The sequence below is a fragment of the Rhodopseudomonas boonkerdii genome (assembly GCF_021184025.1).
GTDB lineage: Bacteria > Pseudomonadota > Alphaproteobacteria > Rhizobiales > Xanthobacteraceae > Tardiphaga > Tardiphaga boonkerdii.
The window spans coordinates 3,515,509-3,538,226 of the sequence record NZ_CP036537.1 but is presented as its reverse complement, the minus strand read 5'-3'; the positions used below and the strand labels follow the sequence as shown (position 1 = coordinate 3,538,226).

At 63.2% G+C, this 22,718-nt stretch carries 19 protein-coding genes; 11 read left to right on the top strand and 8 right to left on the bottom strand.

The window, feature by feature from the left end; all coding sequences use genetic code 11:
- Positions 1 to 70: 70 nt before the first annotated feature.
- The 3 genes from E0H22_RS16220 to E0H22_RS16210 are packed head-to-tail and all read right to left on the bottom strand — an operon-like array spanning position 71 to position 3,709.
- The gene (locus tag E0H22_RS16220) at positions 71 to 2,272 is read right to left on the bottom strand and encodes a TRAP transporter permease (protein WP_233022041.1); all 2,202 of its coding nucleotides are present in this window, start codon (positions 2,270 to 2,272) and stop codon (positions 71 to 73) included.
- 47 nt (positions 2,273 to 2,319) lie between these two features.
- On the bottom strand, positions 2,320 to 3,480 hold the full coding sequence (locus tag E0H22_RS16215) for a TAXI family TRAP transporter solute-binding subunit (protein WP_233022040.1): 1,161 nt from the start codon (positions 3,478 to 3,480) through the stop codon (positions 2,320 to 2,322).
- Between the two features lie 43 nt (positions 3,481 to 3,523).
- Positions 3,524 to 3,709, bottom strand: coding sequence for a hypothetical protein (locus E0H22_RS16210; RefSeq protein ID WP_233022039.1), 186 nt, complete (start codon positions 3,707 to 3,709; stop codon positions 3,524 to 3,526).
- Positions 3,710 to 3,847: 138 nt separating this feature from the next.
- On the opposite strand from E0H22_RS16210, the gene E0H22_RS16205 reads away from it, so the two are divergent.
- On the top strand, positions 3,848 to 4,816 hold the full coding sequence (locus tag E0H22_RS16205) for an IclR family transcriptional regulator (protein ID WP_233022038.1): 969 nt from the start codon (positions 3,848 to 3,850) through the stop codon (positions 4,814 to 4,816).
- Positions 4,746 to 6,302, top strand: a complete 1,557-nt coding sequence (locus E0H22_RS16200) for an acyl-CoA carboxylase subunit beta (RefSeq protein WP_233022037.1) — start codon at positions 4,746 to 4,748, stop codon at positions 6,300 to 6,302. The genes E0H22_RS16205 and E0H22_RS16200 overlap by 71 nt, the downstream gene beginning before the upstream one ends.
- A 9-nt stretch (positions 6,303 to 6,311) precedes the next feature.
- On the opposite strand, the gene fabF is transcribed toward E0H22_RS16200, so the two are convergent.
- From fabF to E0H22_RS16180, 4 genes are all read right to left on the bottom strand, one after another.
- A complete protein-coding gene (gene fabF / locus E0H22_RS16195) occupies positions 6,312 to 7,574 on the bottom strand; it encodes a beta-ketoacyl-ACP synthase II (protein ID WP_233022036.1) in 1,263 nt (420 codons plus the stop codon).
- A 48-nt stretch (positions 7,575 to 7,622) separates the two neighbouring features.
- Positions 7,623 to 8,909, bottom strand: coding sequence for an MFS transporter (locus tag E0H22_RS16190; protein ID WP_233026392.1), 1,287 nt, complete (start codon positions 8,907 to 8,909; stop codon positions 7,623 to 7,625).
- 55 nt (positions 8,910 to 8,964) lie between these two features.
- Positions 8,965 to 10,161: an acetyl-CoA C-acyltransferase gene (locus E0H22_RS16185; protein WP_233022035.1), complete on the bottom strand. Its 1,197-nt coding sequence runs from the start codon at positions 10,159 to 10,161 to the stop codon at positions 8,965 to 8,967.
- A 104-nt stretch (positions 10,162 to 10,265) separates the two neighbouring features.
- Positions 10,266 to 11,036 (bottom strand): enoyl-CoA hydratase, encoded by a 771-nt coding sequence (locus E0H22_RS16180; RefSeq protein ID WP_233022034.1) that lies wholly within the window; start codon positions 11,034 to 11,036, stop codon positions 10,266 to 10,268.
- A gap of 163 nt (positions 11,037 to 11,199) precedes the next feature.
- Between E0H22_RS16180 and E0H22_RS16175 the strand changes: the two genes are divergently transcribed.
- The 9 genes from E0H22_RS16175 (at position 11,200) to E0H22_RS16135 (ending at position 21,503) form a co-directional block, all read left to right on the top strand.
- Positions 11,200 to 11,826 (top strand): TetR/AcrR family transcriptional regulator, encoded by a 627-nt coding sequence (locus E0H22_RS16175; RefSeq protein ID WP_233022033.1) that lies wholly within the window; start codon positions 11,200 to 11,202, stop codon positions 11,824 to 11,826.
- A gap of 328 nt (positions 11,827 to 12,154) precedes the next feature.
- Entirely contained in the window at positions 12,155 to 13,651 is a 1,497-nt protein-coding gene (locus tag E0H22_RS16170; RefSeq protein WP_233022032.1) for a CoA-acylating methylmalonate-semialdehyde dehydrogenase, read from the top strand.
- Between the two features lie 80 nt (positions 13,652 to 13,731).
- Positions 13,732 to 14,877: an isobutyryl-CoA dehydrogenase gene (locus tag E0H22_RS16165; protein ID WP_233022031.1), complete on the top strand. Its 1,146-nt coding sequence runs from the start codon at positions 13,732 to 13,734 to the stop codon at positions 14,875 to 14,877.
- Entirely contained in the window at positions 14,874 to 15,938 is a 1,065-nt protein-coding gene (locus tag E0H22_RS16160; RefSeq protein ID WP_233022030.1) for an enoyl-CoA hydratase/isomerase family protein, read from the top strand. The genes E0H22_RS16165 and E0H22_RS16160 overlap by 4 nt, the downstream gene beginning before the upstream one ends.
- Positions 15,939 to 16,003: 65 nt before the next feature.
- Positions 16,004 to 16,888 (top strand): 3-hydroxyisobutyrate dehydrogenase, encoded by an 885-nt coding sequence (mmsB, locus tag E0H22_RS16155; RefSeq protein WP_233022029.1) that lies wholly within the window; start codon positions 16,004 to 16,006, stop codon positions 16,886 to 16,888.
- A gap of 154 nt (positions 16,889 to 17,042) precedes the next feature.
- Positions 17,043 to 18,755, top strand: a complete 1,713-nt coding sequence (locus E0H22_RS16150; protein ID WP_233022028.1) for an AMP-binding protein — start codon at positions 17,043 to 17,045, stop codon at positions 18,753 to 18,755.
- Between the two features lie 58 nt (positions 18,756 to 18,813).
- On the top strand, positions 18,814 to 19,278 hold the full coding sequence (locus tag E0H22_RS16145) for a MaoC family dehydratase (protein WP_233022027.1): 465 nt from the start codon (positions 18,814 to 18,816) through the stop codon (positions 19,276 to 19,278).
- A gap of 12 nt (positions 19,279 to 19,290) precedes the next feature.
- Complete coding sequence (locus E0H22_RS16140) at positions 19,291 to 20,208, top strand: SDR family NAD(P)-dependent oxidoreductase (protein WP_233022026.1); 918 nt, start codon at positions 19,291 to 19,293, stop codon at positions 20,206 to 20,208.
- A 62-nt stretch (positions 20,209 to 20,270) separates the two neighbouring features.
- Positions 20,271 to 21,503 carry a BaiN/RdsA family NAD(P)/FAD-dependent oxidoreductase gene (locus E0H22_RS16135; RefSeq protein WP_233022025.1) on the top strand — a complete coding sequence of 411 codons (1,233 nt, stop codon included), beginning with the start codon at positions 20,271 to 20,273 and terminating at the stop codon, positions 21,501 to 21,503.
- Between the two features lie 113 nt (positions 21,504 to 21,616).
- Here E0H22_RS16135 and E0H22_RS16130 read toward each other — a convergent pair whose 3' ends face one another.
- On the bottom strand, positions 21,617 to 22,696 hold the full coding sequence (locus tag E0H22_RS16130) for a D-TA family PLP-dependent enzyme (protein ID WP_233022024.1): 1,080 nt from the start codon (positions 22,694 to 22,696) through the stop codon (positions 21,617 to 21,619).
- Between the last annotated feature and the right edge of the window lie 22 nt (positions 22,697 to 22,718).

Here is a 22,718-nt window from a genome sequence, read left to right as displayed (position 1 = left end):
GCGCAGCGACACCCATCACTCCAGCGTTCGGTGTGGATGAGTATCGCTGCGCTCAACCCATTCTACAGCTTCAGGACACCGCCAGCTTCACATTCCCCCGCCGCACCAGCGCAAACGCTACCAGCAGCGTCGGGACCAGGATCGCCAGCGCCAGCACCACGATTTGCCACTGCGACAGCGGATTGATGCCGCCGCCCGGCGTTGCCAGCGTGATGCCGCCGATGATCAGCAGCACACGCAGCGGCCATTCCATTACGCCGGCGCGGCGGAGATCGCCGACCCAGGCCTGATAGCCCTGAATGCCACCGCAGATGAAGACAATGCCGATACAGGCGAGGGCCGTCAGCCCCAGCGCTTCCGGATAGGGGTTGGCGCCCTGCAGCAGCAGTGATGGATTCAGCACGAAGAAAAACGGGATGAAATAAATGATGCTGCCGACCCACATGCTCTGCCAACCCGTCTTCATCGCCGGTGCACCGGCAATGCCGGCGGCTGCAAATGAAGCGATGGCGACGGGTGGTGTGATCGATGACAGCATGCCCCAATAGAAGATGAACATGTGTACGGCCATCTTGTTGAGGCCGAGCTTCTCCAGTGCCGGTGCCACCAGAATGGCGAGGAAGATGTAACAGGAGGTCGCAGTCAGGCCGAGGCCGAGGATCAGGCTGGTGAAGGCGCACATCACCAGCAGCAGAAAGACATTGCCGCCGGCAATGTTGAGCAGATCGTTGGCGAGACTGGAGATCACGCCGGTGAGCGAGAAGGCGCCGATCAGCAATCCGCAACCGGCGAGAATGGCGATCAGTTCGACGAAGGTCTTGCCGTTGAGTTCGAGGAAATGCAGCCAGCGTGCGCCGCCCCAGTTCTTGCCGGGGAAGAATTCGTTGAGGGCTGCGAGGATGCACATGCCCCACAGGATCGCATTCGGTGCATCCAGCCACAGCATGATGCCGGAGAGAGCGAGCGCCAGCAGCAGCACCAGCGTGTTGCCGGTCTTCCATGGTGCGGGGCCGGACCATTGATGCAGGATCACCAGCAGCGCGGTGGCGTAGAAAGGCGCGTGGCTCTCGCGTTTGAAATAGAGCAGCATCACCACCAGGATCGCGATGACGAACAGGTAGTACCAGCCATCCTTGAGCGCATCACGGAAGCGCGGCAGTTCCTCGCGCGGGATGCCTTCGAGCTTGTGGCGCGCGGCATAGCTGTCCACCTGCGCGAACAGGCCGAAATAATACAGCACTGACGGAATGGTAGCGGCGAGGGCAACGTCGGCATAGCTGACGTTCATGAACTGTGCCATCACGAAGGCCGTGGCGCCCAGCACAGGCGGCGCCAGCACGGCGCCGGTGGAGGCGCATGCTTCGATCGCGCCAGCATAAGATGGCGTGAAGCCGGTCTTCTTCATTGCCGGGATCGTCATCGTGCCGGCGGTGAGAACGTTGGACACGATGCTGCCGCCAACGGTGCCGAGCAGGCCCGATGCAAAGATACAGACCTTGGCAGCGCCGCCGCGAAACGTGCCGCACAGTGCGAAGGCGATATTGATGAAGAACTTTCCGGCGCCCGTCATCATCAGCGCGGTGCCGAAGACGAGGAATCCGATCACCGTATCGGCGAAGGCCTGGATCGGAATGCCGAGCAGGCTCTCGCCAGACAGCACGTGATAGGCGGTGGTTTGCTCAAGAGTCGACTGGGTGCCGCGGAACGGGCCGAGCCAGCTCGCATCCGCCACCATCGGATAGATCGTGAAAGGAGCGACGCTGAGGAGGAGGCTCCAGCCGCCGGTGCGGCGCAACGCCTCCATCAGCACGAACCACATCACGAGGCCGGCCGCGATCACCGGTGTCGGTGCGCCGTCGAACTCCCAGCCGAACTGCGCGGCCTTGCGGATGTTCATCATCAGGAAGATCGCCGCCGCGAAAGTGGCGGCGAACAGCACGAGATCGTACCAGGGCACGCGATCGAGATCGGCCTTTGACGTTCCAGGAAACATCAGGAACGTGAAGGGCAGCATCAGCGCGATGAGGAGATAGAAATATTCCGTGTTGAGCTGCGTGTAATCCATGAGGAAGCGCAGCGCGAATTGTTGGTTGATGCAGAGCAGGATGGTCGCCAGCGTTGCTGCCATCAACGCCCAGCGCCAGAAGCCATGCAACGCGCGCACGCGCGTCACTTCGGACTCCTGGAGGTCGGCGACGCCATGGGGGTCGTCGAGCTCCATTTTCGGTGGCACTTCGGAATTCACCCGCGCAGTATGGGAAGATGCAGTCATGAAGCGATATCCAGCGGCTGAAAACGGGCGGTGAGCGACGATTCCGTTTATTCCTCGAAGCCGTTGGGCATATTGGCCTTGGCCAGCGCATCGGCGCGCGCCTTCATCCAGCCATCGAGAAAGTCGCTTTCGCCTTTCGAGGCGTTGGTCTTCGCATAGCCTTCCCACGCAGCTTTCAGCACGCCCTGACGTTTGATCAGCCCGTCATTGTGGGCCTGATCCTCCGCGGTCCAGTGATTGGCTTCCTTCAAAGCCCTGACAGCGCCGGGATGGAAGGGCACGACCCACTTCATCGTCTGGGCCTTCACCGCAAGGCCGAGCGCGCCGGGCGCATTGTCCTTGTAGGCGTCGAAATGGACGATCATCGCTTTGGTCAGGGCGTAGACCGCCTCTTCGTTCTGCGTGCCGTAGACGGTCGCGACGGGATAGGGATAGGTGCTGAGATTAATCGGCGTCTGCGGCGTGATGCCGGCGCCGCATGTAGCGATGTGCGGATTGAAGAACGGCGCGATGCGTTTGACGCGCTGCCACGCTGCCTTGTCTTCCGCCGGCATCGGCGGCCAGATCAGGCCGCGCGGCGATGTCTCGGCTTCCTTGGCTGGGCCTGTGATCGTCGTGCCGAACGCGGCATCGACATCGTTGTTGACGATGCCCTTCCACATCGCGCCATAGCTCGCGAATTCGATCGGCTTCACATCGGCCTTGGTCAATCCGCCATAAGCCATGATGGCGAGCGAATTCTGATTGAGCGCGGGCGAGCCGACGACGAAGCCGACGCGTTTGCCGCGAAGGTCCTTGATCTCCTTGACGTTGATGTCCTTTGCGACGCCGAGTGAGGCGCCGTTGCAGTCGATGGTCGAAAGCGTCACCTGGGCCGGCTGTGGTCCCCATTCCTTGACACCGAATTCGAACACGCCTTCCTGCGCGAAGTAGATGCCGGATCCCATCCACGACATCGCAGCGCGGCCGGCGCGCAGCGGCGCCATGCGGGCGACATCGTTGCCGGCCGGCAGCACGCGGACGTCCGTCCCGTATTTGTCCTTCATCATCTTGCCGACGGCGACGGCGATGTTGAAGCCGGCTGTGCCGGTGTCATAGGCGGTGACGGCGATGGACGATGGAAGCTTGATGTCTGGTGATTGGGCATGAACGGCGCCAGCCGTGCAGAGCACAGCCATCGACGCCAGCCCGATGAGCTGGTGACGCATAAATCCCTCCCGAACGCATTCGCTTTGCGAATTGCTTTTGTTGTTAGGCGATCATGTCATCGCGGTTTGACGATGGCAACGACATTGGCGTTTGCATGCTGCGGATCGTGACGCGCCTGACTTCGATGTTCGTCGTGACGCAAGGAAGGTTGCTGTCGAGTGTTGCGCGCCCGGCGTGTGCCGGGCTGCGACGATACGCGCCAGAAGCATGAGGGGTTGCGCGCAGCATGGTGTTGTCGTGGGAAATTCCGTGAGGTAGCGTAGCCGGCAAGTGGAATTTAATTCCGCATAACGGAACAGGATGGCAGCGCGCGGTGAGGGTCAATGACGACCTTCCGGACAAGCGCTGCCCGAGAGGAAGCGCATTATGGGACGACGGTCGGAACGCCTCACCAAGCAGGGTATGCTCGCCAGCGATCAGACGGGCGAGGGCGACGTGATCCAGGTCGTCTCGCGCGCATTCGACATTCTGCGCTGCTTTGAGGGCCATGATGCCCGGCTCGGCAACCTCGAAATCTCCAAGCGCTGCGGCCTGCCGCGCTCCACGGTGTCCCGCCTGACGCACACGCTGACCCGCATGGGCCAGCTCGCTTATCTTCCCGGCGATCAGAAATACCGGATCGGTTCCAGCGCGGTGGCGATGAGCACGTCGATGACGCGCGGCCTCCAGGTCCGCAATCTCATTCGCATGCGCCTGCAGGAAGTGGCCGAGCAGATTCCCGGAACCATCGGTTTCACGATTCCCGATCGTCACCACATGGTCTATCTGGAATATGCACGCGCTGATCATGCACTCGGCCTGCATTCCACGACGGGCAGCCGTATCGCCATGGGCCGGACAGCTGCGGGCCATACCTATCTCGCGGCGCTGGACGAGGATGTCGGCAACGCCCTGATCAAGGAAATGTCCCGCGAGATGCCGGAAGAAGCCGAGATTCTGCGCGGCAGGATCGAGGAGAACCGGCGGTCGTTGCGCGACCATGGCTACGTCATTGCCAGCGGTATGTTCAGCCCGCACATCACCGGTATCGCCGTGCCAATCTGGTCGCCGCACTATCAGACCTATGTGGTCGTGGTGATCGGTGTGCTGTCGGCCATGTATGACGACGAGCGTATGGCGACCGAGGTCGGCCCGATCATTCGCCAGCTGGGCGATACGATCAGTGTCATGATCCAGAATGCCGACAGCGGATTGACGACGGCTGCCGTTTCCTCTGCGCCCTCGGCCCCAACAATTCATAAGAAAATGCTCCCGGAGGGAATGAATGAACTGGAAGCCGGAACTCGACGACCTGGCCCGGCGCGAAGCCTTCGCGCGGGAGATGGGCGGCGCTGACAAGGTCAAACGACAGCATGACCAGGGCCGGCTCACGGTTCGTGAGCGCATCGACAGACTGACCGACACCGGTACCTTCCACGAAGTCGGTGCCATCTCCGGCATCGGCGAATATGACGAGAAGGGCGAGCTCAAGAAGCTGACGCCGGCGAACTGTGTGTTCGGTCGGGCGCGGGTCGACGGCCGGACTGTCGTCGTGGTCGGTGACGATTTCACCGTGCGCGGCGGCTCGGCCGACGCGTCGATTTCCGCCAAGCCCTTGATGGCCGAGGAGATGGCGCATGAGCTGCGCCTGCCGATCATTCGCGTGATCGAAGGTTCGGGCGGCGGCGGATCGGTGAAGACCATCGAGACCAAGGGCGCGGCCAATCTGCCCGGCGGTGTCGGCGGCACGCGCTGGTACTGGTACACGACGGCCAACCTCTCGCAGGTGCCGGTGGTCGGTCTCGGCCTGGGCTCCGTTGCCGGGCTCGGCGCGGCGCGTCTGGCCGCCTGCCACTATTCGGTGATGACCAAGAACTCCGCGATGTTCGTCGCCGGGCCACCGGTGGTGGCACGTCTTGGTGCGGCGCTCGACAAGAAGGAACTCGGCGGCGCGGATATTCAGACACGCGCAGGCGGTGTCGATCATGCCGTCGACACTGAGGAGGAGGCCTTTGCCTGTGCGCGGCGGTTCCTGTCCTATCTGCCGTCGTCGGTCTACGACCTGCCACCCACCACGGTTTGCAACGACGATCCCGAGCGGGCGGAGGCGATGCTCCTGAATGCGGTGCCGCGCAACCGCAAGCAGGTCTACAAGATGCGCCCGATCATCGACGCCGTCGTTGATCGTGGCTCGTTCTTCGAGATGTCGGCAAATTTCGGCCGCCCGGTCATCACCGGCTTTGCACGTCTTGAGGGGCGTGCCATCCTCGTGCTGGCGAGCGATCCGTTCCACTATGGCGGTTCATGGACGGCGGATGCCTGCCAGAAGGTGATCCGCTTCGTCGATCTCGCCGAGACCTTTCATCTGCCGGTGGTCTATCTGATGGATTGCCCCGGCTTCATGGTCGGCCTCGAGGCCGAGAAGCAGGCGACCATCCGCTATGGCGTGCGTGCCATGGCGGCGGTGAACCAGAGCACGGTGCCGTGGTGCACGGTCATTTTGCGCAATGCTTTCGGCGTTGCCGGCGTGGTGCATCAGCCGGCCAATCGCTACTCGATGCGCTATGCGTGGCCCTCCGCCTATTGGGGATCGTTGCCGCTGGAAGGCGGCATCGAGGCGGCCTATCGCGCCGAGATCGAGGCGTCGGACGATCCCAAGGCAAAGCTGGAGGAGATCGAGGAACGCTTGAACAAGCTGCGTTCGCCGTTCCGCTCTGCCGAAAAATTTTGGGTGGAAGAGGTGATCAACCCGCTCAAGACACGCTCACTTCTGTGTGAATTCGCGCGCCTCGCCGAGCCGTTGCGAACGCCTGGCCCGGCAAGGTTGCAGATGCGGCCCTAGCCGGCCAGTCTAGATACGCCGGAGCGCGATGCTTGCATTGACGCCACCGAAACCGAAGCCATTCGACAGCACATGTTCGATTGGCATCGGTCGTGCGGTGCCGCGGATCAGGTCGATCCCGTCTGCGGCCTCGTCCGGGTACTCCAGATTGAGCGTTGCGGGCGCAATCTGGTCCCGCAATGCGAGAATGGCGTAGATCGCTTCGAGGCCGCCTGCTGCTCCGAGCAGGTGGCCTGTCGCCGATTTCGTTGAACTGACGGCAACGCTGCCACGCGTGCCGAAGATTGTCTTGATCGCCTCGATCTCACCCCGGTCGCCGACTGGCGTCGAGGTCGCGTGAGCGTTGAGGTGCTGAACGTCGTCTGGCGCGATGCCTGCCTGGGTCATTGCGATCTCCATGGCGCGTTTGGCGCCGTCACCATCCTCGCGCCCGGCGGTCATGTGAAAGGCATCGGAGGTGGTGCCATAGCCAACCACTTCGGCAATCGGCGCTGCGCCGCGCGCCAGCGCATGTTCGAACTCTTCGACGACTACAATGCCGGCGCCTTCGCCCATCACGAAGCCGTCGCGATCCCGATCGAACGGGCGCGATGCGCTTTCCGGTCGATCGATGAAGTCGGTGGACAGCGCGCGTGCAGCCGCGAAACCACCGAGGCTCACCCGGTCGATACAAGCCTCAGCGCCGCCCGCGATCGCCACATCGGCCTCGCCGGATCGAATGAGGCGAGCCGCGTCGCCGATCGCTTGAACTCCCGCGGCACAGGCAGTCACCGGCGCCCCGAGGGGCCCCTCGAATCCATGGCGGATCGAGACATGGCCAGCCGCGAGATTGACAAGGAAGGAGGGCACCGTGAAGGGAGAAAGCTTGCGGATACCCTTGTTGTCGGTCGTGCGGACGGCGTCGGCGATTGCCGGAAAGCCGCCGATGCCGGATGCAATGATCGTGGCGGTGCGCTGTTTGTCGCGCGCGCTTTGTGGAGTCCATCCGGCTTGTGCGATGGCCTCATCTGCGGCCATCAACGCGAACAGGATGAAACGATCCATCTTGCGCTGATCCTTGCGGGGCGCAGCCTTGTCCGGGTTGAATCCGCCTTCGGGATCATCGGCAAGGTCCGGTACCCGACCGCCGATCGTGGCGGCGAGATCAGCTGTCATGTCTTGGGGAAGCAGGCGAATGCCGGACTGACCGGTGAGCAGACGCGACCAGTTGGTCTCCACACCGCAGCCGAGCGGAGACACCGCTCCCATCCCCGTTACGACAACGCGACGCATGTTGAATTCCTATCTGCAGGCAAGTTTGAGACGTAAGCCGTGGTGTGATCAGCTGACCGCCGCCAACTTCTTCTCCTTCGCGATCGCCAGCACGATCACAGCAGCGATGATGCACAGTGCGCCGGCCGCGAAGAAGGCTGGCAGGTAGCTCAGCAGCATCGTGCGCGAGAGACCGGCGCCGAAAGCGGCGGTTGCTGCGCCGAGTTGATGGCCGGCAAAAATCCAACCGAACACGAGGCCTGCACGCTCGGCACCGAACCGTGCGGCCGTCAGCCGTACAGTCGGGGGCACCGTGGCGATCCAGTCGAGGCCGTAGAACAGCGCGAACAGTGACAGGCCGTAGAAGGTGAAGTCCGTGAAGGGCAGCGCCAGCAGCGACAGGCCGCGCAGGCCGTAATACCAGAACAGCAGATAGCGGTTGTCATAGCGGTCGGACAACCAGCCCGACGCGATGGTGCCGATGAAATCGAAGATGCCCATGGCGGCGAGGAGGCCTGCGGCTTGCACTTCGGGGATGCCGAAGTCGAGGCACATCGGAATCAGGTGCACCTGCACGAGGCCATTGGTGCTGGCGCCGCAGATGAAGAATGTCGCGAACAGGATCCAGAACACCTTTGTCCGTGCGGCATCGCGCAGGGCGCCAAGTGCGGCAGTCATGATCGGTGTGTTGGTCGGAGGAGGCGCCGGCAACGGATCGGTGCCGGTGTCTCCGAACGGGCGCAGATCGAGATCGCTCGGCCGATCGCGCATCACCAGCAAGACGCCGAGTGCGGCCACTACCAGCATCGCGCACATCAGAGCGAGCGCCCAGCGCCAGCCGGCCTGAGCAGTGATGCTGGCAAGGATCGGTAGGAAGATCAGTTGGCCGGTGGCGGCGCTGGCGGTGAGAATGCCGATCACGAGGCCGCGCCGCTCCTTGAACCAGCGTGAGGCTACGGTGGCGCCGAGCACGAGGGCGGTCATACCGGTGCCGACGCCGACCGCAAAACCCCACAGGGCCACCAGCTGCCAGAGCTGCGTCATGCCGAGCGACAAAACTAGGCTGGCGACAACGATCACAAGCGCCGTTAGCGTGACGTTGCGCAGCCCATACCGGTTCATCAGCGCGGCGGCGAACGGTGCCATCAGGCCGAACAGCACGAAGCGTATCGACATCGCCGAGGAAATCTCGGCGGTGCTCCAGCCGAATTCCTTTTGCAGCGGCACGATGAACACCCCGGGTGCGCCGACTGCCGCCGCGCTCACGAGGGCCGTGACGAAGGTCACGGCGATCATCGCCCAGCCATAGTGAATGTTGCGGCGCGCGAGCGCTGTCGAAAGCCATCCGGAGATCATCGCTATACCCTTGGGGGCCTGCATGCACTTCGCGCCCCGGTTTCTGAAGCTGTGGTCAGTTCGCGAGGCGTTCAAGGGCGATGGCGGTTGCCTCGCCGCCGCCGATACAAAGCGCGGCGACCCCGCGTTTTAAACCCTGAGCTTCAAGGGCATGCAGCAGTGTGACGATCAGCCGGGCGCCCGTCGCGCCGATCGGATGGCCGAGTGCGCAGGCGCCGCCATTGATATTGAGCCGGTCGCGCGGGATGCCGAGATCGCGCTGTGCCGCCATCGGCACGACGGCGAACGCTTCGTTGATCTCGAACAGATCGACGTCACCGACCGACCAGCCGACCTTGTCGAGCAGTTTACGGATCGCCGGAATGGGAGCCGTGGTAAACCACTGTGGCTCCTGGCTGTGGGTGGCATGGCCGCGGATGAGGGCGCGCACGGGAAGGCCGTCGCGGTCCGCCAGCGATTGGCGCGCGAGAACGAGAGCCGCAGCGCCATCCGCATTCGCAGAGGATGCCGCGGGTGTAATCGTGCCGTTGCTGCGGAATGCGGGTTTGAGGCTCGGGATCTTGGCGGGATCGACCTTCAGCGGGTGTTCATCGTTGGCGATTTCTCGCTGTCCCGCCTTGTCGATGACGGACAGCGGCGCGATTTCCGCGGCAAAGGCGCCGCTCTCCACCGCCTTGCGCGCGCGGGTCAGTGTTTCGATGGCATAGGCATCCTGGTCGGCCCGGGTGAATTGATAGGCTTCAGCGGTGGCTTCGCCGAAATCGCCCATCGAGCGGCCGACCTCGTAGGCGTCCTCGAGGCCGTCCATCAGCATATGGTCGATGATGCGGTCGTGCCCGACGCGGTAACCGCCGCGCGCCTTCTGCAGCAGGTAGGGGGCATTGGTCATGCTCTCCATGCCGCCCGTCACGACGATTTCGGCGGAGTCGGCACCGATGATATCGTGCCCGAGCATGGTGGCCTTCATGCCCGATCCGCAGACCTTGTTGATGGTGGTGGCACCAGTCGCATCCGGAAGTTTCGCGCCGCGCGCAGCCTGCCGGGCCGGTGCCTGTCCCTGGCCGGCCGGCAAAACGCAGCCCATGAAGACTTCGTCGACGCGTTCCGGGGCGAGGCCAATCCGCTCGACGGCGTTCCTGATGACATGGCTGCCGAGTTTGTGCCCGCTGAATGCGGACAGTTCGCCCTGGAAGCGGCCGAGCGGTGTGCGAATTGCCGAGAGAATGGCGACGGGGTCGGAAACGGCGGACATGGCGGTGCTCCTCGAAAGGATCATTTGAGATGATAGTCATCATATGATGCATTGCGCAAATTACAACGGGCGCACCGCCTGATTTGCCGTATAAGCCGTTTGACCTATCGTTTGCGATTGACGAAGCCTGCCATCAGGCGCTGCGGTTCGCCGGTCAGATAGGCATCGCCGAACACGCCGACGCTGAGGTCCATGGATTCTTTCAACGGGAGCTCTTCCCACTGGCGCAGCATCGCTTTTTGCGACCGCAGCGCTTCCGGGGCGCAGTCCAGCAGCGCTTCGACGAGCTTTTCCACTTCCGCGTCGAGCGCGCCCTCGGCTGCCACGGCATCGACGAGACCCCAGCTCAGCGCCGTTGGCGCATCGATGGTGGCGGCCGTCATGATCAGCCAGCGTGCACGTCCCCAGCCAATCAGTCGCGGCAGCAGCGCCGCCTGGATCACCGAGGGAATACCGACCTTGACCTCCGGCATGGCGAATTTTGCATCGTGCGCGGCTACGCGAAAATCGCAGGCGGCGGCGAATTCCAGCCCACCCCCGAGGCTCCAGCCGGGAATGCGGGCGATGACCGGGGCCGGGAAGTGCCGTGGCGCATCGCAGAGTGCGCGCAGGCCGGAGATGAAGGTTTCCGCCGAACGCTGATCCAGCGTCACCATCTCCTTGATGTCCGCGCCGCCGATCATGCTCTTCTCGCTCTGTCCTGCGACGATCAGCACGCGAATGTCGCGGTCCGCGGCGAGGGATTCGATCCCTTCCCGGACGTGATTGATCACTGTGGTGTTGAGAATGTTGAGCGATCCCGCGTTGCAGATCGTCAGCCGAACGACGCCTCGGGAGTCGCGGTCGATGCCGCAATGCGGATTGAGCATATGCATGGGTGTTTCTCGCCTGGTATGCCGGTGCTGATCGCCGGTCTCGGTCATACAGGTTCTGTGGCGGGGCGGGGCAAAGTCAAGCGCCTCCGGCGGGATGCGTTGCGCGCGCCGCGCAGAGCTATTAGTATGATTGCCATCATCTTTTTCGGCGGAATGGATTTCGATGCGCTACTCCAAAGAACACAAGGCCGAGACGCATGCCCGCATCGTCAAGAAGGCCTCGGTGCGGCTGCGCGAGCGTGGCGCGCATGGCATTGGCGTTGCCGATCTGATGAAAGAGGCGGGCCTGACCCATGGCGGCTTCTACGCGCATTTCGACTCGCGCGAGGCGCTGGTGATCGAGGCGTTCGATTACGCCATGGACCGCTCCATCGCACGCCGGCGGCAGCAGATTACAGAGCTGCCGCCGGAGGAGCGGTTGGCGCATCTCGTCGACACCTATCTCTCGCCGCAGCATCGCGACAATCCCGGGCATGGCTGCGCCATGCCGGCACTTGGCGCCGAGATCGCGCGCGAGAGCCCGAAGACGCGGCGGGCGTTTGCTGCCAAGCTCGACGACCTGATCGACATGATGGCGGAGCAGTATTCCGGCGATCCCACGACGGCGCGCAAACAGGCGATCGCCGCGCTCGCCACGATGATGGGCAGCATCCTGATGTCGCGTATTGCCGGGGCCGGCGAGGTGTCAGACGAGTATCTCGAGGTCGGGCGCGATGCCGTGTTGCAGCGCGCCGGGGCGCAACCGGCCGCGAAGCGTGCAGTTGCGAAAAAGGCTCCAAAAAAGGGCTAAAGTTTACGGCGATGGGAAGGTGCGGGGCCTCCATGGTTCGAGACGCCCGCTACGCGGGCTCCTCACCATGAAGGTCTTCTGCGGCGCCATACTCTTCCCTCATCCAGAGGAGCGGCCGTCTTCGGCCGCGTCTCGAAGGATGGCAACACGCTGCTCGCGGCGTCCCTGACACATTGTCGCGGCAGCGACATTTGTCGTGATGCAAGCCGGCCCAATCCACCGGTCAGCGGCTTGCATTTTCGCAAAACCGTTGCGCATTCGAGGCCTTTTCAAAGCTGGAAAACCCTGCTCAACATCGCCTCCAAATTGGCTCCCTTTGGAGGAACGCATGAAGACGATCGGACATTTCATCGGCGGCAAGGAAGTCGCCGGCACATCGGGGCGTTTCGCCGATGTTTTCGAGCCGATGACCGGCGAAGTGCAGGCCAAGGTCGCACTGGCCTCCAAGGCCGAACTCCGCGCCGCCGTCGAGAATTCCAAGGCCGCGCAGGTCGCCTGGGCCAACACCAATCCGCAGCGCCGTGCGCGCGTGATGATGAAGTTCCTCGAACTCGCCCAGCGCGATTACGACAAGCTCGCTGACCGCCTCGCGCGCGAACATGGCAAGACAGTGCCGGACGCCAAGGGCGACATCCAGCGCGGCCTCGAAGTGGTTGAATTCGCCTGCGGCATCCCGCACCTCATGAAGGGCGAATACACCGAAGGCGCTGGCCCGAATATCGACATCTATTCGATGCGTCAGCCGCTCGGCGTCGTCGCCGGTATCACGCCGTTCAACTTCCCGGCCATGATCCCGATGTGGAAGTTCGCCCCGGCCATTGCCTGCGGCAATGCCTTCATCCTCAAACCGTCGGAGCGCGATCCGGGCGTGCCGATGATGCTGGCGGAACTGATGATCGAAGCTGGCCTGCCGCCGGGCATTCTCAATGTCGTCAATGGTGACAAGGAATCGGTGGATGCGATCCTCGACGACGAGGACATCAAGGCCATCGGCTTCGTCGGTTCGACCTCGATCGCCGAATATATCTATACCAGGGCCGCGCAGACCGGTAAGCGCTGCCAGTGTTTTGGCGGCGCCAAGAATCACGCGCTGATCATGCCCGATGCCGACATGGATCAGGCCGTCGACGCGCTGATCGGTGCCGGCTACGGCTCGGCCGGCGAACGCTGCATGGCCGTTTCGGTCGCCGTACCGGTGGGCAAGGCCACCGCCGATCGCCTGATGGAAAAGCTGATCCCGCGCGTCGAAGCGCTCAAGATCGGCACGTCGGTCGATCCGTCCGCCGATTTCGGTCCGCTGGTGACCGCGGAGGCCGTCGAGCGCGTCAGGAATTACGTGGATATCGGCGTCAAGGAAGGCGCGACCCTCGCTGTCGACGGCCGCGGCTTCAAGATGCAGGGCTACGAGAAGGGCTTCTATATGGGTGGCTGTCTGTTCGACAACGTCACCAAGGACATGCGCATCTACAAGGAAGAGATCTTCGGCCCGGTGCTGTCCGTCGTCCGTGCGCATGACTATGAGGAAGCGCTGGCGCTGCCGTCGGATCACGATTACGGCAACGGCGTCGCCATCTTCACCCGCGACGGCGATGCCGCGCGCGATTTCGCGGCCCGCGTCAATGTCGGCATGGTCGGCATCAACGTGCCGATCCCGGTGCCGATCGCCTATTACACCTTCGGTGGCTGGAAGAAGTCGGGATTCGGCGATCTCAACCAGCATGGTCCGGACTCGGTCCGCTTCTACACCAAGACCAAGACGGTCACCTCGCGCTGGCCGTCGGGGGTTAAGGAAGGGGCGGAATTCTCCATCCCGCTGATGAAGTAAGACGATGAAAGCGGCCCGGCAGCATCCTCGATGCGCCGGGCCGTTTGCTTTTTGATCCGCAATCAACAAAGAAGGGCGTCATGCAATTCGCTCTCGATGAGGAACAAACCGCTGTCCGCGACATGGCGCGCGCATTCGCCGCCGAAAAGATCGCGCCTTTCGCCCTGAAATGGGACGAGGACAAGCATTTCCCGAAGGACGTGATGCGCGCCGCCGCAGAGCTCGGCATGGGCGGCATCTATATCCGCGACGATGTCGGCGGCTCCGCCATGACGCGCTTCGATGCGGCGCTGATCTTCGAGGCGCTGGCAACGGCGTGTCCGACCACATCCGCGTTCATCTCGATCCACAACATGGCGTCGTGGATGATCGATAGCTACGGCAGCGAAGCGCAGCGCCAGAAGTGGTTGCCGCGTCTTTGCTCCATGGAGCTGCTGGCTAGCTATTGCCTGACCGAGCCGGGCTCGGGTTCCGATGCGGCGGCGCTGCGCACCAAGGCCGTGCTCGATGGCGACCACTATGTGCTGAACGGCCAGAAGCAGTTCATTTCCGGCGCTGGTGACACCGACCTCTATGTCGTCATGGTGCGTACGGGCGGCGAGGGCGCTGGCGGCGTCTCGACGCTGGTTGTCGACAAGGATACGCCGGGACTCTCCTTCGGTGCGAACGAGCGCAAGATGGGCTGGAATGCGCAGCCAACCCGCGCTGTGATTTTTGAGAATGCCCGCGTACCTGTCGCAAACCGGTTGGGCACCGAGGGCATCGGCTTCAAGATCGCCATGGCCGGGCTCGATGGCGGCCGTCTCAATATCGCGGCGTGCTCGCTCGGTGGCGCGCAGTCGGCGCTCGACAAGTCGCTGGCCTACATGAAAGAGCGAAAAGCTTTCGGCAAGCAGCTGGACGAATTCCAGGCGTTGCAATTCCGTGTAGCCGACATGGCAACCGAGCTGGAAGCCGCACGCACCTTCCTGTGGCGCGCAGCCGCGGCGCTGGATCGCAAGGATGCCGATGCCTCGATGCTCTGCGCCATGGCAAAACGCTTCGGCACCGATATCGGTTTCGAAGTCGCCAATGAGGCGCTGCAGCTGCATGGCGGCTACGGCTATCTTGCCGAATATGGCGTCGAGAAAATCGTACGTGATCTGCGCGTGCACCAGATTCTCGAAGGCACCAATGAAATCATGCGGCTGATCGTGTCGCGCAAACTGATCGAGGGCGCACGATGAGCGATGGCGTGACGGAGGGCGATCTGATCGCCCGCAAGGAAGGTTCAGCCGGAATTGTGCGACTGAACCGGCCGAAAGCACTCAATGCGCTCACGCTGGAGATGACGCGCGAGATCGTCGCAGCGCTTGATGCGTTCGAGGCCGATCCATCCGTCGCCATTATCATTCTTGAAGGTGCCGGCGAGCGCGGGCTCTGTGCCGGGGGGGACATTCGCGGCCTCTATGAGAGCGCGAAGGTCAAAGGTGATCTCGGCAAAATCTTCTGGCGCGAGGAGTACATCCTCAATGCGCGCATCGCGAAATTTCCGAAGCCGTATGTAGCTTATATGGACGGCTTCGTGATGGGCGGCGGCGTCGGTCTCGCCGGCCACGCCAGCCATCGCATCGTCACCGAGAAGACCAAGATGGCGATGCCTGAAGTGAGTCTCGGATTCTTTCCCGATGTCGGCGGCACCTGGCTGCTGTCGCGCGCACCGGGCGAGCTCGGCACCTACTTTGGCCTCACTGGCCAGAATGCCAATGGCGCCGATGCGCTGGCCGCCCGGATGGCCGACGTGTTGATCGATACGAGGAGCTGGTTCGCGCTGCGCGAAGCGCTGACCAAGCTGGCACCGGGCACCGACGCGGCTGCGGTCATGGCCAAGCTCAAGAGTTCTTCCGCTCCGGATCAGATCGGCCCTGTCACCGTACAGCGCGCGCTGATCGATCGCGTTTTCGCCCATGACAGCGTCGAGGAGATCGTCGCGGCACTCGAGCAGGACGGTTCCGAATTCGCGCAGGCGACGCTGAAGGCGATGGCCGACAAGTCGCCGCGCGGCCTGAAGGTGACGCTGAAACTGCTGCGTCTCGCGCGCACATCGTCCTCGCTCGAAGAATGCCTGTCGCGCGAATATCTCGCGGCGCTTGAGGTGTTCGACAGCGCCGATTTCGTCGAGGGTGTGCGTGCAGCGATCATCGACAAGGATCGCAATCCGAAATGGCAGCCGCCCGATCTGGCCGGCGTCACGCCGGAGATCGTCGCGCGCTATCTCGCGCCGCGCGACGTTGCGCTTACTTTCTGAACGAAAGTCGGATTCCATCGGCGGAGCCGGCATTCGATAACAATCAAAACAGACGAGGGCAGGATATGACCAGCATCGCATTCATCGGTCTCGGCAATATGGGCGGCCCCATGGCCGCCAACCTGGTCAAGGCCGGCCACAAGGTGACGGGTTTCGATCTCGTCGAAGCCTCGCGCGCCCAGGCCAAGGCCGATGGCGTGACCATTGCCGCCACCGCCGTGGATGCGGTGAAGGGCGCCGAGGTCATCATCACCATGCTGCCCGCCGGTAAGCATGTGGTGTCGGTGTGGAGCGAGGCGATCCCGGCAGCTGCCAGGGGCGCGCTGATGATCGACTGCTCGACCATCGATGTGGAAAGCGCGCGCAAGGCCCATGGGCTCGCTGCCGCGCAGCAGCTTCCCTCAGTCGATGCGCCGGTCTCTGGCGGCACCGGCGGCGCCAAGGGCGCGACGCTGACATTCATGGCGGGTGGCGACGCCAAGGCCTTTGCATCCGCCAAGCCGATCCTCGAAGCGATGGGCAAAAAGATCGTCCATTGCGGCGATGCCGGCGCCGGGCAGGCGGCCAAGATCTGCAACAACATGATCCTCGGCATTTCCATGATCGGCGTCAGCGAAGCTTTCGTGCTCGCCGAAAAGCTCGGCCTGTCGCATCAGGCGCTGTTCGATGTGGCGTCGACCTCGTCGGGCCAGTGCTGGTCGCTGACGACTTATTGTCCGGTGCCCGGCCCGGTGCCGACCTCGCCGGCCAATAACGACTACAAGCCCGGCTTCGCCGCAGCCCTGATGCTGAAGGATCTCAAGCTGTCGCAGGAAGCCGCCAAGGCCGCCGGCGCCCAGACGCCGCTCGGGGCCCATGCTGAGAGCATCTACGAGACTTTTGACCAGGACGGGCAGGGTGGTGTCGACTTCTCGGGCATCGTCAACCATCTGCGGAATTTGGCGAAGTAACTCTCAGTCCTCATGGTGGGAGCGCGCAGTTGTACGCGTCTCGAACCATGACATGCGGAGCTCCTCATCATCCTTCGAGACGCCGCGCGTTGCGTGGCTCCTCAGGATGAGGGCGGAGTGTAGAGCGACAAAAACAAAATAAGGGTGAGGAAGCATGACCACGTTTAAGCAGGCCCGCGACTTTCTCCTCGAACACCGCTCCGACTACGACAAGGCCATCGCCGGTTTTCGCTGGCCTGACCCCGTCGACTTCAACTGGGCGCTCGACTGGTTCGACGCCGAACTTGCTCGCGATCCTGTCAGCAAGGATCGTCCGGCACTCTGGATCGTCGATGCCGTCACCGGCAACGAAACAAAACTCTCTTTCTCCGACCTTGCACGCCGTTCCAATCAGGTTGCCAATTTCCTGCGCGCGCTGGGGCTGAAGCGCGGCGATCATCTGCTGTTGCTGCTCGGCAATGTCGTACCGCTCTGGGAAACCATGCTGGCGGCGATCAAGCTCGGCGTTGTCATCATCCCTGCGACGACACTGCTGACCTCGGACGAATTGCAGGACCGGCTCGATCGCGGCAGGGCGAAACTCGTCGTCGCCGCCGAGGATCAGGTCGCCAAGTTCGGCAGCCTGAAAACTGCGGGCGTCGGGCAGATCGTCGTCAATGCCGCGTCGTCTCACGGCGGCTGGCTCGCCTTCGAGACGTCCGCAGATTTCCCCGACACTTTCACACCGGATGGCCCGACCAAGGCCGACGATCCGATGCTGCTCTATTTCACCTCGGGTACTACGGCGAAACCGAAACTCGTGCGGCACAGCCAGCGCAGTTATCCCGTCGGCGGGCTTTCCACGATGTATTGGATCGGCCTGGAGCCCGGCGACATCCATCTCAACATCTCCTCACCCGGCTGGGCCAAGCATGCGTGGTCCTGCTTCTTCGCGCCCTGGAATGCCGGCGCCACCGTATTCGTGGTCAACCAGCCGCGCTTCGATGCGAAAAGCCTGCTTGCCACCATCGGTCGCTGCGGCGTCACCACGCTCTGTGCGCCGCCGACCGTGTGGCGGCTGTTCATTCAGGAAAGGCTCGCCGACACAAAGGTGTCGCTGCGCGAGGTCTGTGGCGCTGGCGAACCGCTCAATCCGGAAGTGATCGAACAGGTGCAGTCCGCCTGGGGCCTCACCATCCGCGATGGCTACGGACAGACCGAGACGACGGCACTCGCCGGCAACTCGCCGGGCCAGCCGGTGAAGGTCGGCTCCATGGGCCGCCCGCTGCCCGGCTACAAGGTCAGGGTGATCGATGCTGACGGCCAGCCGGCGAAGGAGGGCGAGGTCGGTCTCGTGCTCGGCGCCGATCGTCCCGCCGGTCTGATGCAGGGGTATCAGGCCGATGACGGCAGTGTCACCGGCGCCAGCGGCGACATCTATCGCAGCGGCGATGTCGTCTTCGTCGATGACGACGGCTATCTCACTTTCGTCGGCCGCGCCGATGACGTGTTCAAGTCCTCCGATTATCGCATCAGCCCATTCGAGCTCGAAAGCGTCCTGATCGAACACGATGCCGTCGCCGAAGCGGCGATCGTGCCAAGCCCGGACCCCATTCGTCTGGCGATTCCCAAGGCCTACGTGATGTTGGTCGGCAGCGCCAAACCCGATGCCGATACGGCGCTGTCCATCTACACGCATCTGCAGGAGCGCCTCGCGCCGTTCAAGCGCATCCGCCGGATCGAATTCGTCACCGAACTGCCGAAGACGATTTCCGGCAAGATCCGCCGCGTCCATCTGCGCCGCCTCGAACACGAGAATGACCGCCAGGACCCACTGCGCGGCGTCGAATTCAAGGAAGAGGATTTCCCGCAGCTGCGCGGCGGGTGAGAAAATTGCTTGGCATGCCCGTTCGCTTTGTGGAATCTGCGTGCGCAAACAACAAGGGATGACCGAACCGATGATCTCGCGTGAAGCCTATATCGCCATGGTCGGCAAGGAAGTCGGGGTTTCCGATTGGCATCTGGTTGATCAGGCCCGCATCGACGCCTTTGCCGCCGCGACCGAGGATCATCAGTTCATCCACGTCGATCCCGCCCGTGCACGGGAGACGCCGTTCGGCACCACCATCGCTCACGGCTTTCTCACGATGTCGCTGCTCTCGGTGTTCTCCTATGAGGCGCTGCCGAAGCTTGCCGACGTCGCCATGGGCGTGAACTACGGCACCGACAAGCTCCGCTTCATCTCGCCGGTAAAGGCCGGCTCGCGCCTGCGTGGCCGTTTCGTACTCACCGAGGCGACGCTGCGCAAACCGAATGAACTCTTCACCCGCACATCGGCCACCGTCGAGATCGAAGGCGAGGACAAGCCGGCGCTGGTCGCCGACTGGCTCGGCCTCGTCTATTTCAATTGAGGAGCTTGCATCATGACCATTCGCTTTGACGGCCGCGTGGCCATTGTCACCGGCGCCGGCAACGGCCTTGGCCGCGCCCATGCGCTGGGTCTCGCCAGACTCGGCGCCAAGGTCGTCGTCAACGATTTCGGCGGCGCGCGCGACGGCACCGGTGGCTCGCTCACGGCCGCCGACGCCGTGGTCGAGGAAATCCGCGCCGCCGGCGGCACCGCGATGGCCGATGGCGCCGACGTCTCGAATTTCGAGCAGGTCGCGGCGATGGTCGAGAAGGCCACCAAGGAGTGGGGCAGTGTCGACGTGCTCTGCGCCAATGCCGGCATCCTGCGCGACAAGTCATTCGGCAAGATGGAGGTCGCCGATTTTCAGAAGGTGCTCGACGTGCATCTGGTCGGTACCTTCTATTGCTGCAAGGCTGTGTGGGATGGCATGCGCGCGCGCAACTATGGCCGCATCGTGCTCACCACCTCGTCCTCGGGCCTCTACGGCAATTTCGGTCAGGCCAATTACGGCGCGGCGAAGACCGGTATGGTCGGCCTGATGAACGTGCTGGCGGAAGAGGGGCGCAAGACCGACATCCGCGTGAACATCGTCTCGCCGACGGCCGCGACACGCATGACCGAGGAATTGCTGCCGCCGGAAGCGCTGAAGCTGATGAAGCCCGAAGCCATCACTCCGGCAGTGGAATACATGTTGAGTGAGAACGCCCCGACCAAGACCATCATGGGTGCCGGTGCCGGCTCTTTCGCAGTGATCCGCATCCTCGAAAGCGAGGGTGTGAACTTCCCGGAGGAGCAGTGGACCGCCGACACCGTCGCGGCGCATTTCGCCGAGATCAGCGACATGTCGAAGGCGAAGGTGCTCGATGGCGCCTTCCAGCAGACGCAAAAATATGTCGAGCAGGCAGCGAAGAGGCTCGGCGTTAAAACCTGATGCGGTGATCCTGTAGGGTGGGCACGTTTCGCTTTGCTCACCCTACATGATACCCCATCCGGATGATCGACATTCCGACAATCGAGGTCGCGGTCATCGGTGCCGGCCCCGCCGGCCTGATGGCGGCCGAAGTGCTCGCGAGGGGCGGGGCTCGCGTCACCGTGTTCGACGCCATGCCATCGGCCGCGCGAAAATTCCTGATGGCCGGCCGCGGTGGCCTCAATCTCACCCATAGCGAGCCGTTGCCGGATTTCGTGAAGCGCTACGGTGGGGCTGAAGCACTGCTTGCGCCGGTGATCGACGGCTTCACGCCGACCGATCTGCGTGCCTGGAGCGAGACGCTCGGCCAGCCCACTTTCATCGGCTCCAGCGGCCGCGTGTTTCCCGAGGCGTTTAAGGCCTCGCCGCTGCTGCGGGCTTGGCTGCGGCGCCTTGACAATAGCGGCGTGTCCTTCGCGTTCCGTCATCGATGGATTGGCTGGAACGCGGATGGTGCTCTGAAATTTCAAACGCCTGAGGGCGAACGAACGATCTCGGCCAAAGCGACGCTGCTGGCCCTCGGCGGCGCAAGCTGGGCCAAGCTCGGCTCGGATGGTGCATGGGTTGATTTGCTCAAAGCAAAAGGCATCGTCATCGCACCGCTGCGGCCCGCCAATGTCGGCTTTGATGTCGCATGGTCGGATGTCTTCAGGGATCGCTTCGAAGGCCAGCCGCTCAAGGGCATCGCACTGGCCTTTGGCATGCAATCGGTGCGCGGCGAGGCAATGATCACGCGTGCGGGCATCGAAGGCGGTGCGATTTATGCGCTGTCTTCCGTGTTGCGCGAGGCTGCCATGGCGGACGGCAAGGCTGTGCTTCGCATTGCTTTGCGCCCTGATCTGACGGCCGATGAACTACGGTCTAAACTCGCAGCGCCGCGCAGCAAGCAGTCGTTCTCGAATTTCCTGCGCAAGGCGCTGCATCTGTCGCCGGTAGCGATCGGGCTGCTGCAGGAGGTTGCGATTGCAGAGGGGCGGCAGCTCGCGGCGCTGTCGCCCGATGAGCTCGCGGCCCTGATCAATGCCGTCCCGATCACGCTAACCGGAATCGCACCGATGGCCCGCGCGATCTCGACGGCAGGCGGCGTCGCCTTTGATGAGATCGACGATGCTTTCATGCTGAAACGCCTGCCGGGTGTATTCGTCGCCGGCGAGATGCTGGATTGGGAGGCGCCGACCGGCGGCTATCTGCTGCAGGCGTCGTTTGCGACGGGCGTGGCGGCAGGACAGGGCGCGTTGAACTGGATCAATCTCTGACCCTCATGGTGAGGAGCGCGCCCTTGCGCGCGTCTCGAACCATGAGATGCAGAGCTCCGCGGCCATCCTTCGAGACGCGCGCGATGCGCGCTCCTCAGGATGAGGGACTGAGCTTACCGCAGCTTCCCGCGTGCCGCGATCGGTAGCGTTCCGACGATCTCGTCGCCGCGCACCATCACCACCTCGTCGAACATGTTGACGACCACGCAGACATGGTTCGGCACGATGCGCACGACATCGCCGACATTCGGGCGGGTATTGCTGCGGGTGAGGTCGAGGAAACCGTGTTCTTCGGCAAATTTCGCGATCTTCGCTTCGGGATGTTCGAGGATCAGGCCATAGCCGTCGAGGCCGCCGGTGTCCGGCGTCAGCGTCTTCGAGCCGGCATCGAGAATGCCGCGCTCCGGGCCGGCACGGCTGACGACGGTGGAATAGACCGTGAGCGCGCAGTCATCCCACGTCGCTGAACCGGCCGCGACCTGCATGCGGTCGTTATAGATGTAGGTGCCGAAGCGATGTTCGGTAGCGCCTTTCAGCGAGCCGACATTCTTCAGGTTCGGCGTACCGCCGGTGGAGACGATCAGCGGCTCCAATCCTTCTGCGCGCACGCCGAGCAGCGCCTCGTCGTAGAACTTTTGCGCATCGGCCCAGCCGGTCTCGGTCGGATACAGCATGAAGCCGGCGAAGGTCAGGCCCTTGGCTGCCTTGATCTCACGTGCGAGCGCAATCGCTTCTGCCGGCGTCTCGACGCCGGCGCGCTTGCGGCCGGTGTCGCATTCCACGACCACATTGAGATCGCGGCCGGAAAGCGCGGCGGCCTTCGGCAGGTCGGCGACAACGACGGAGTTGTCGGCGGCGACTGTGATATTCGCCTTGCCCTGCAGTGCACCGAGGCGGGCCATCTTCTCGTCACCGAGCAGGTTGTAGCTGATCAGGATATCGTCGATCCCTGCTTCCGCCATGATCTCGGCCTCGCCGAGCTTCTGGCAGGTGATGCCTTTGGCGCCCGCGTCGATCTGCAGCTTGGCCAGCACCGGGCTCTTATGCGTCTTGATATGCGGGCGGTTGGCGATGCCGGCGTCGTCGCAGACCTTCTGGATACGCGCGATATTGCACTCGACACGGTCCATGTCGATGACCAGGGCAGGGGTGCCGTAGTCGCGGGCGATTTTGGCGGCGAGGGATGTGGTCATGTTGCTCGGTCCTCTCATTCGT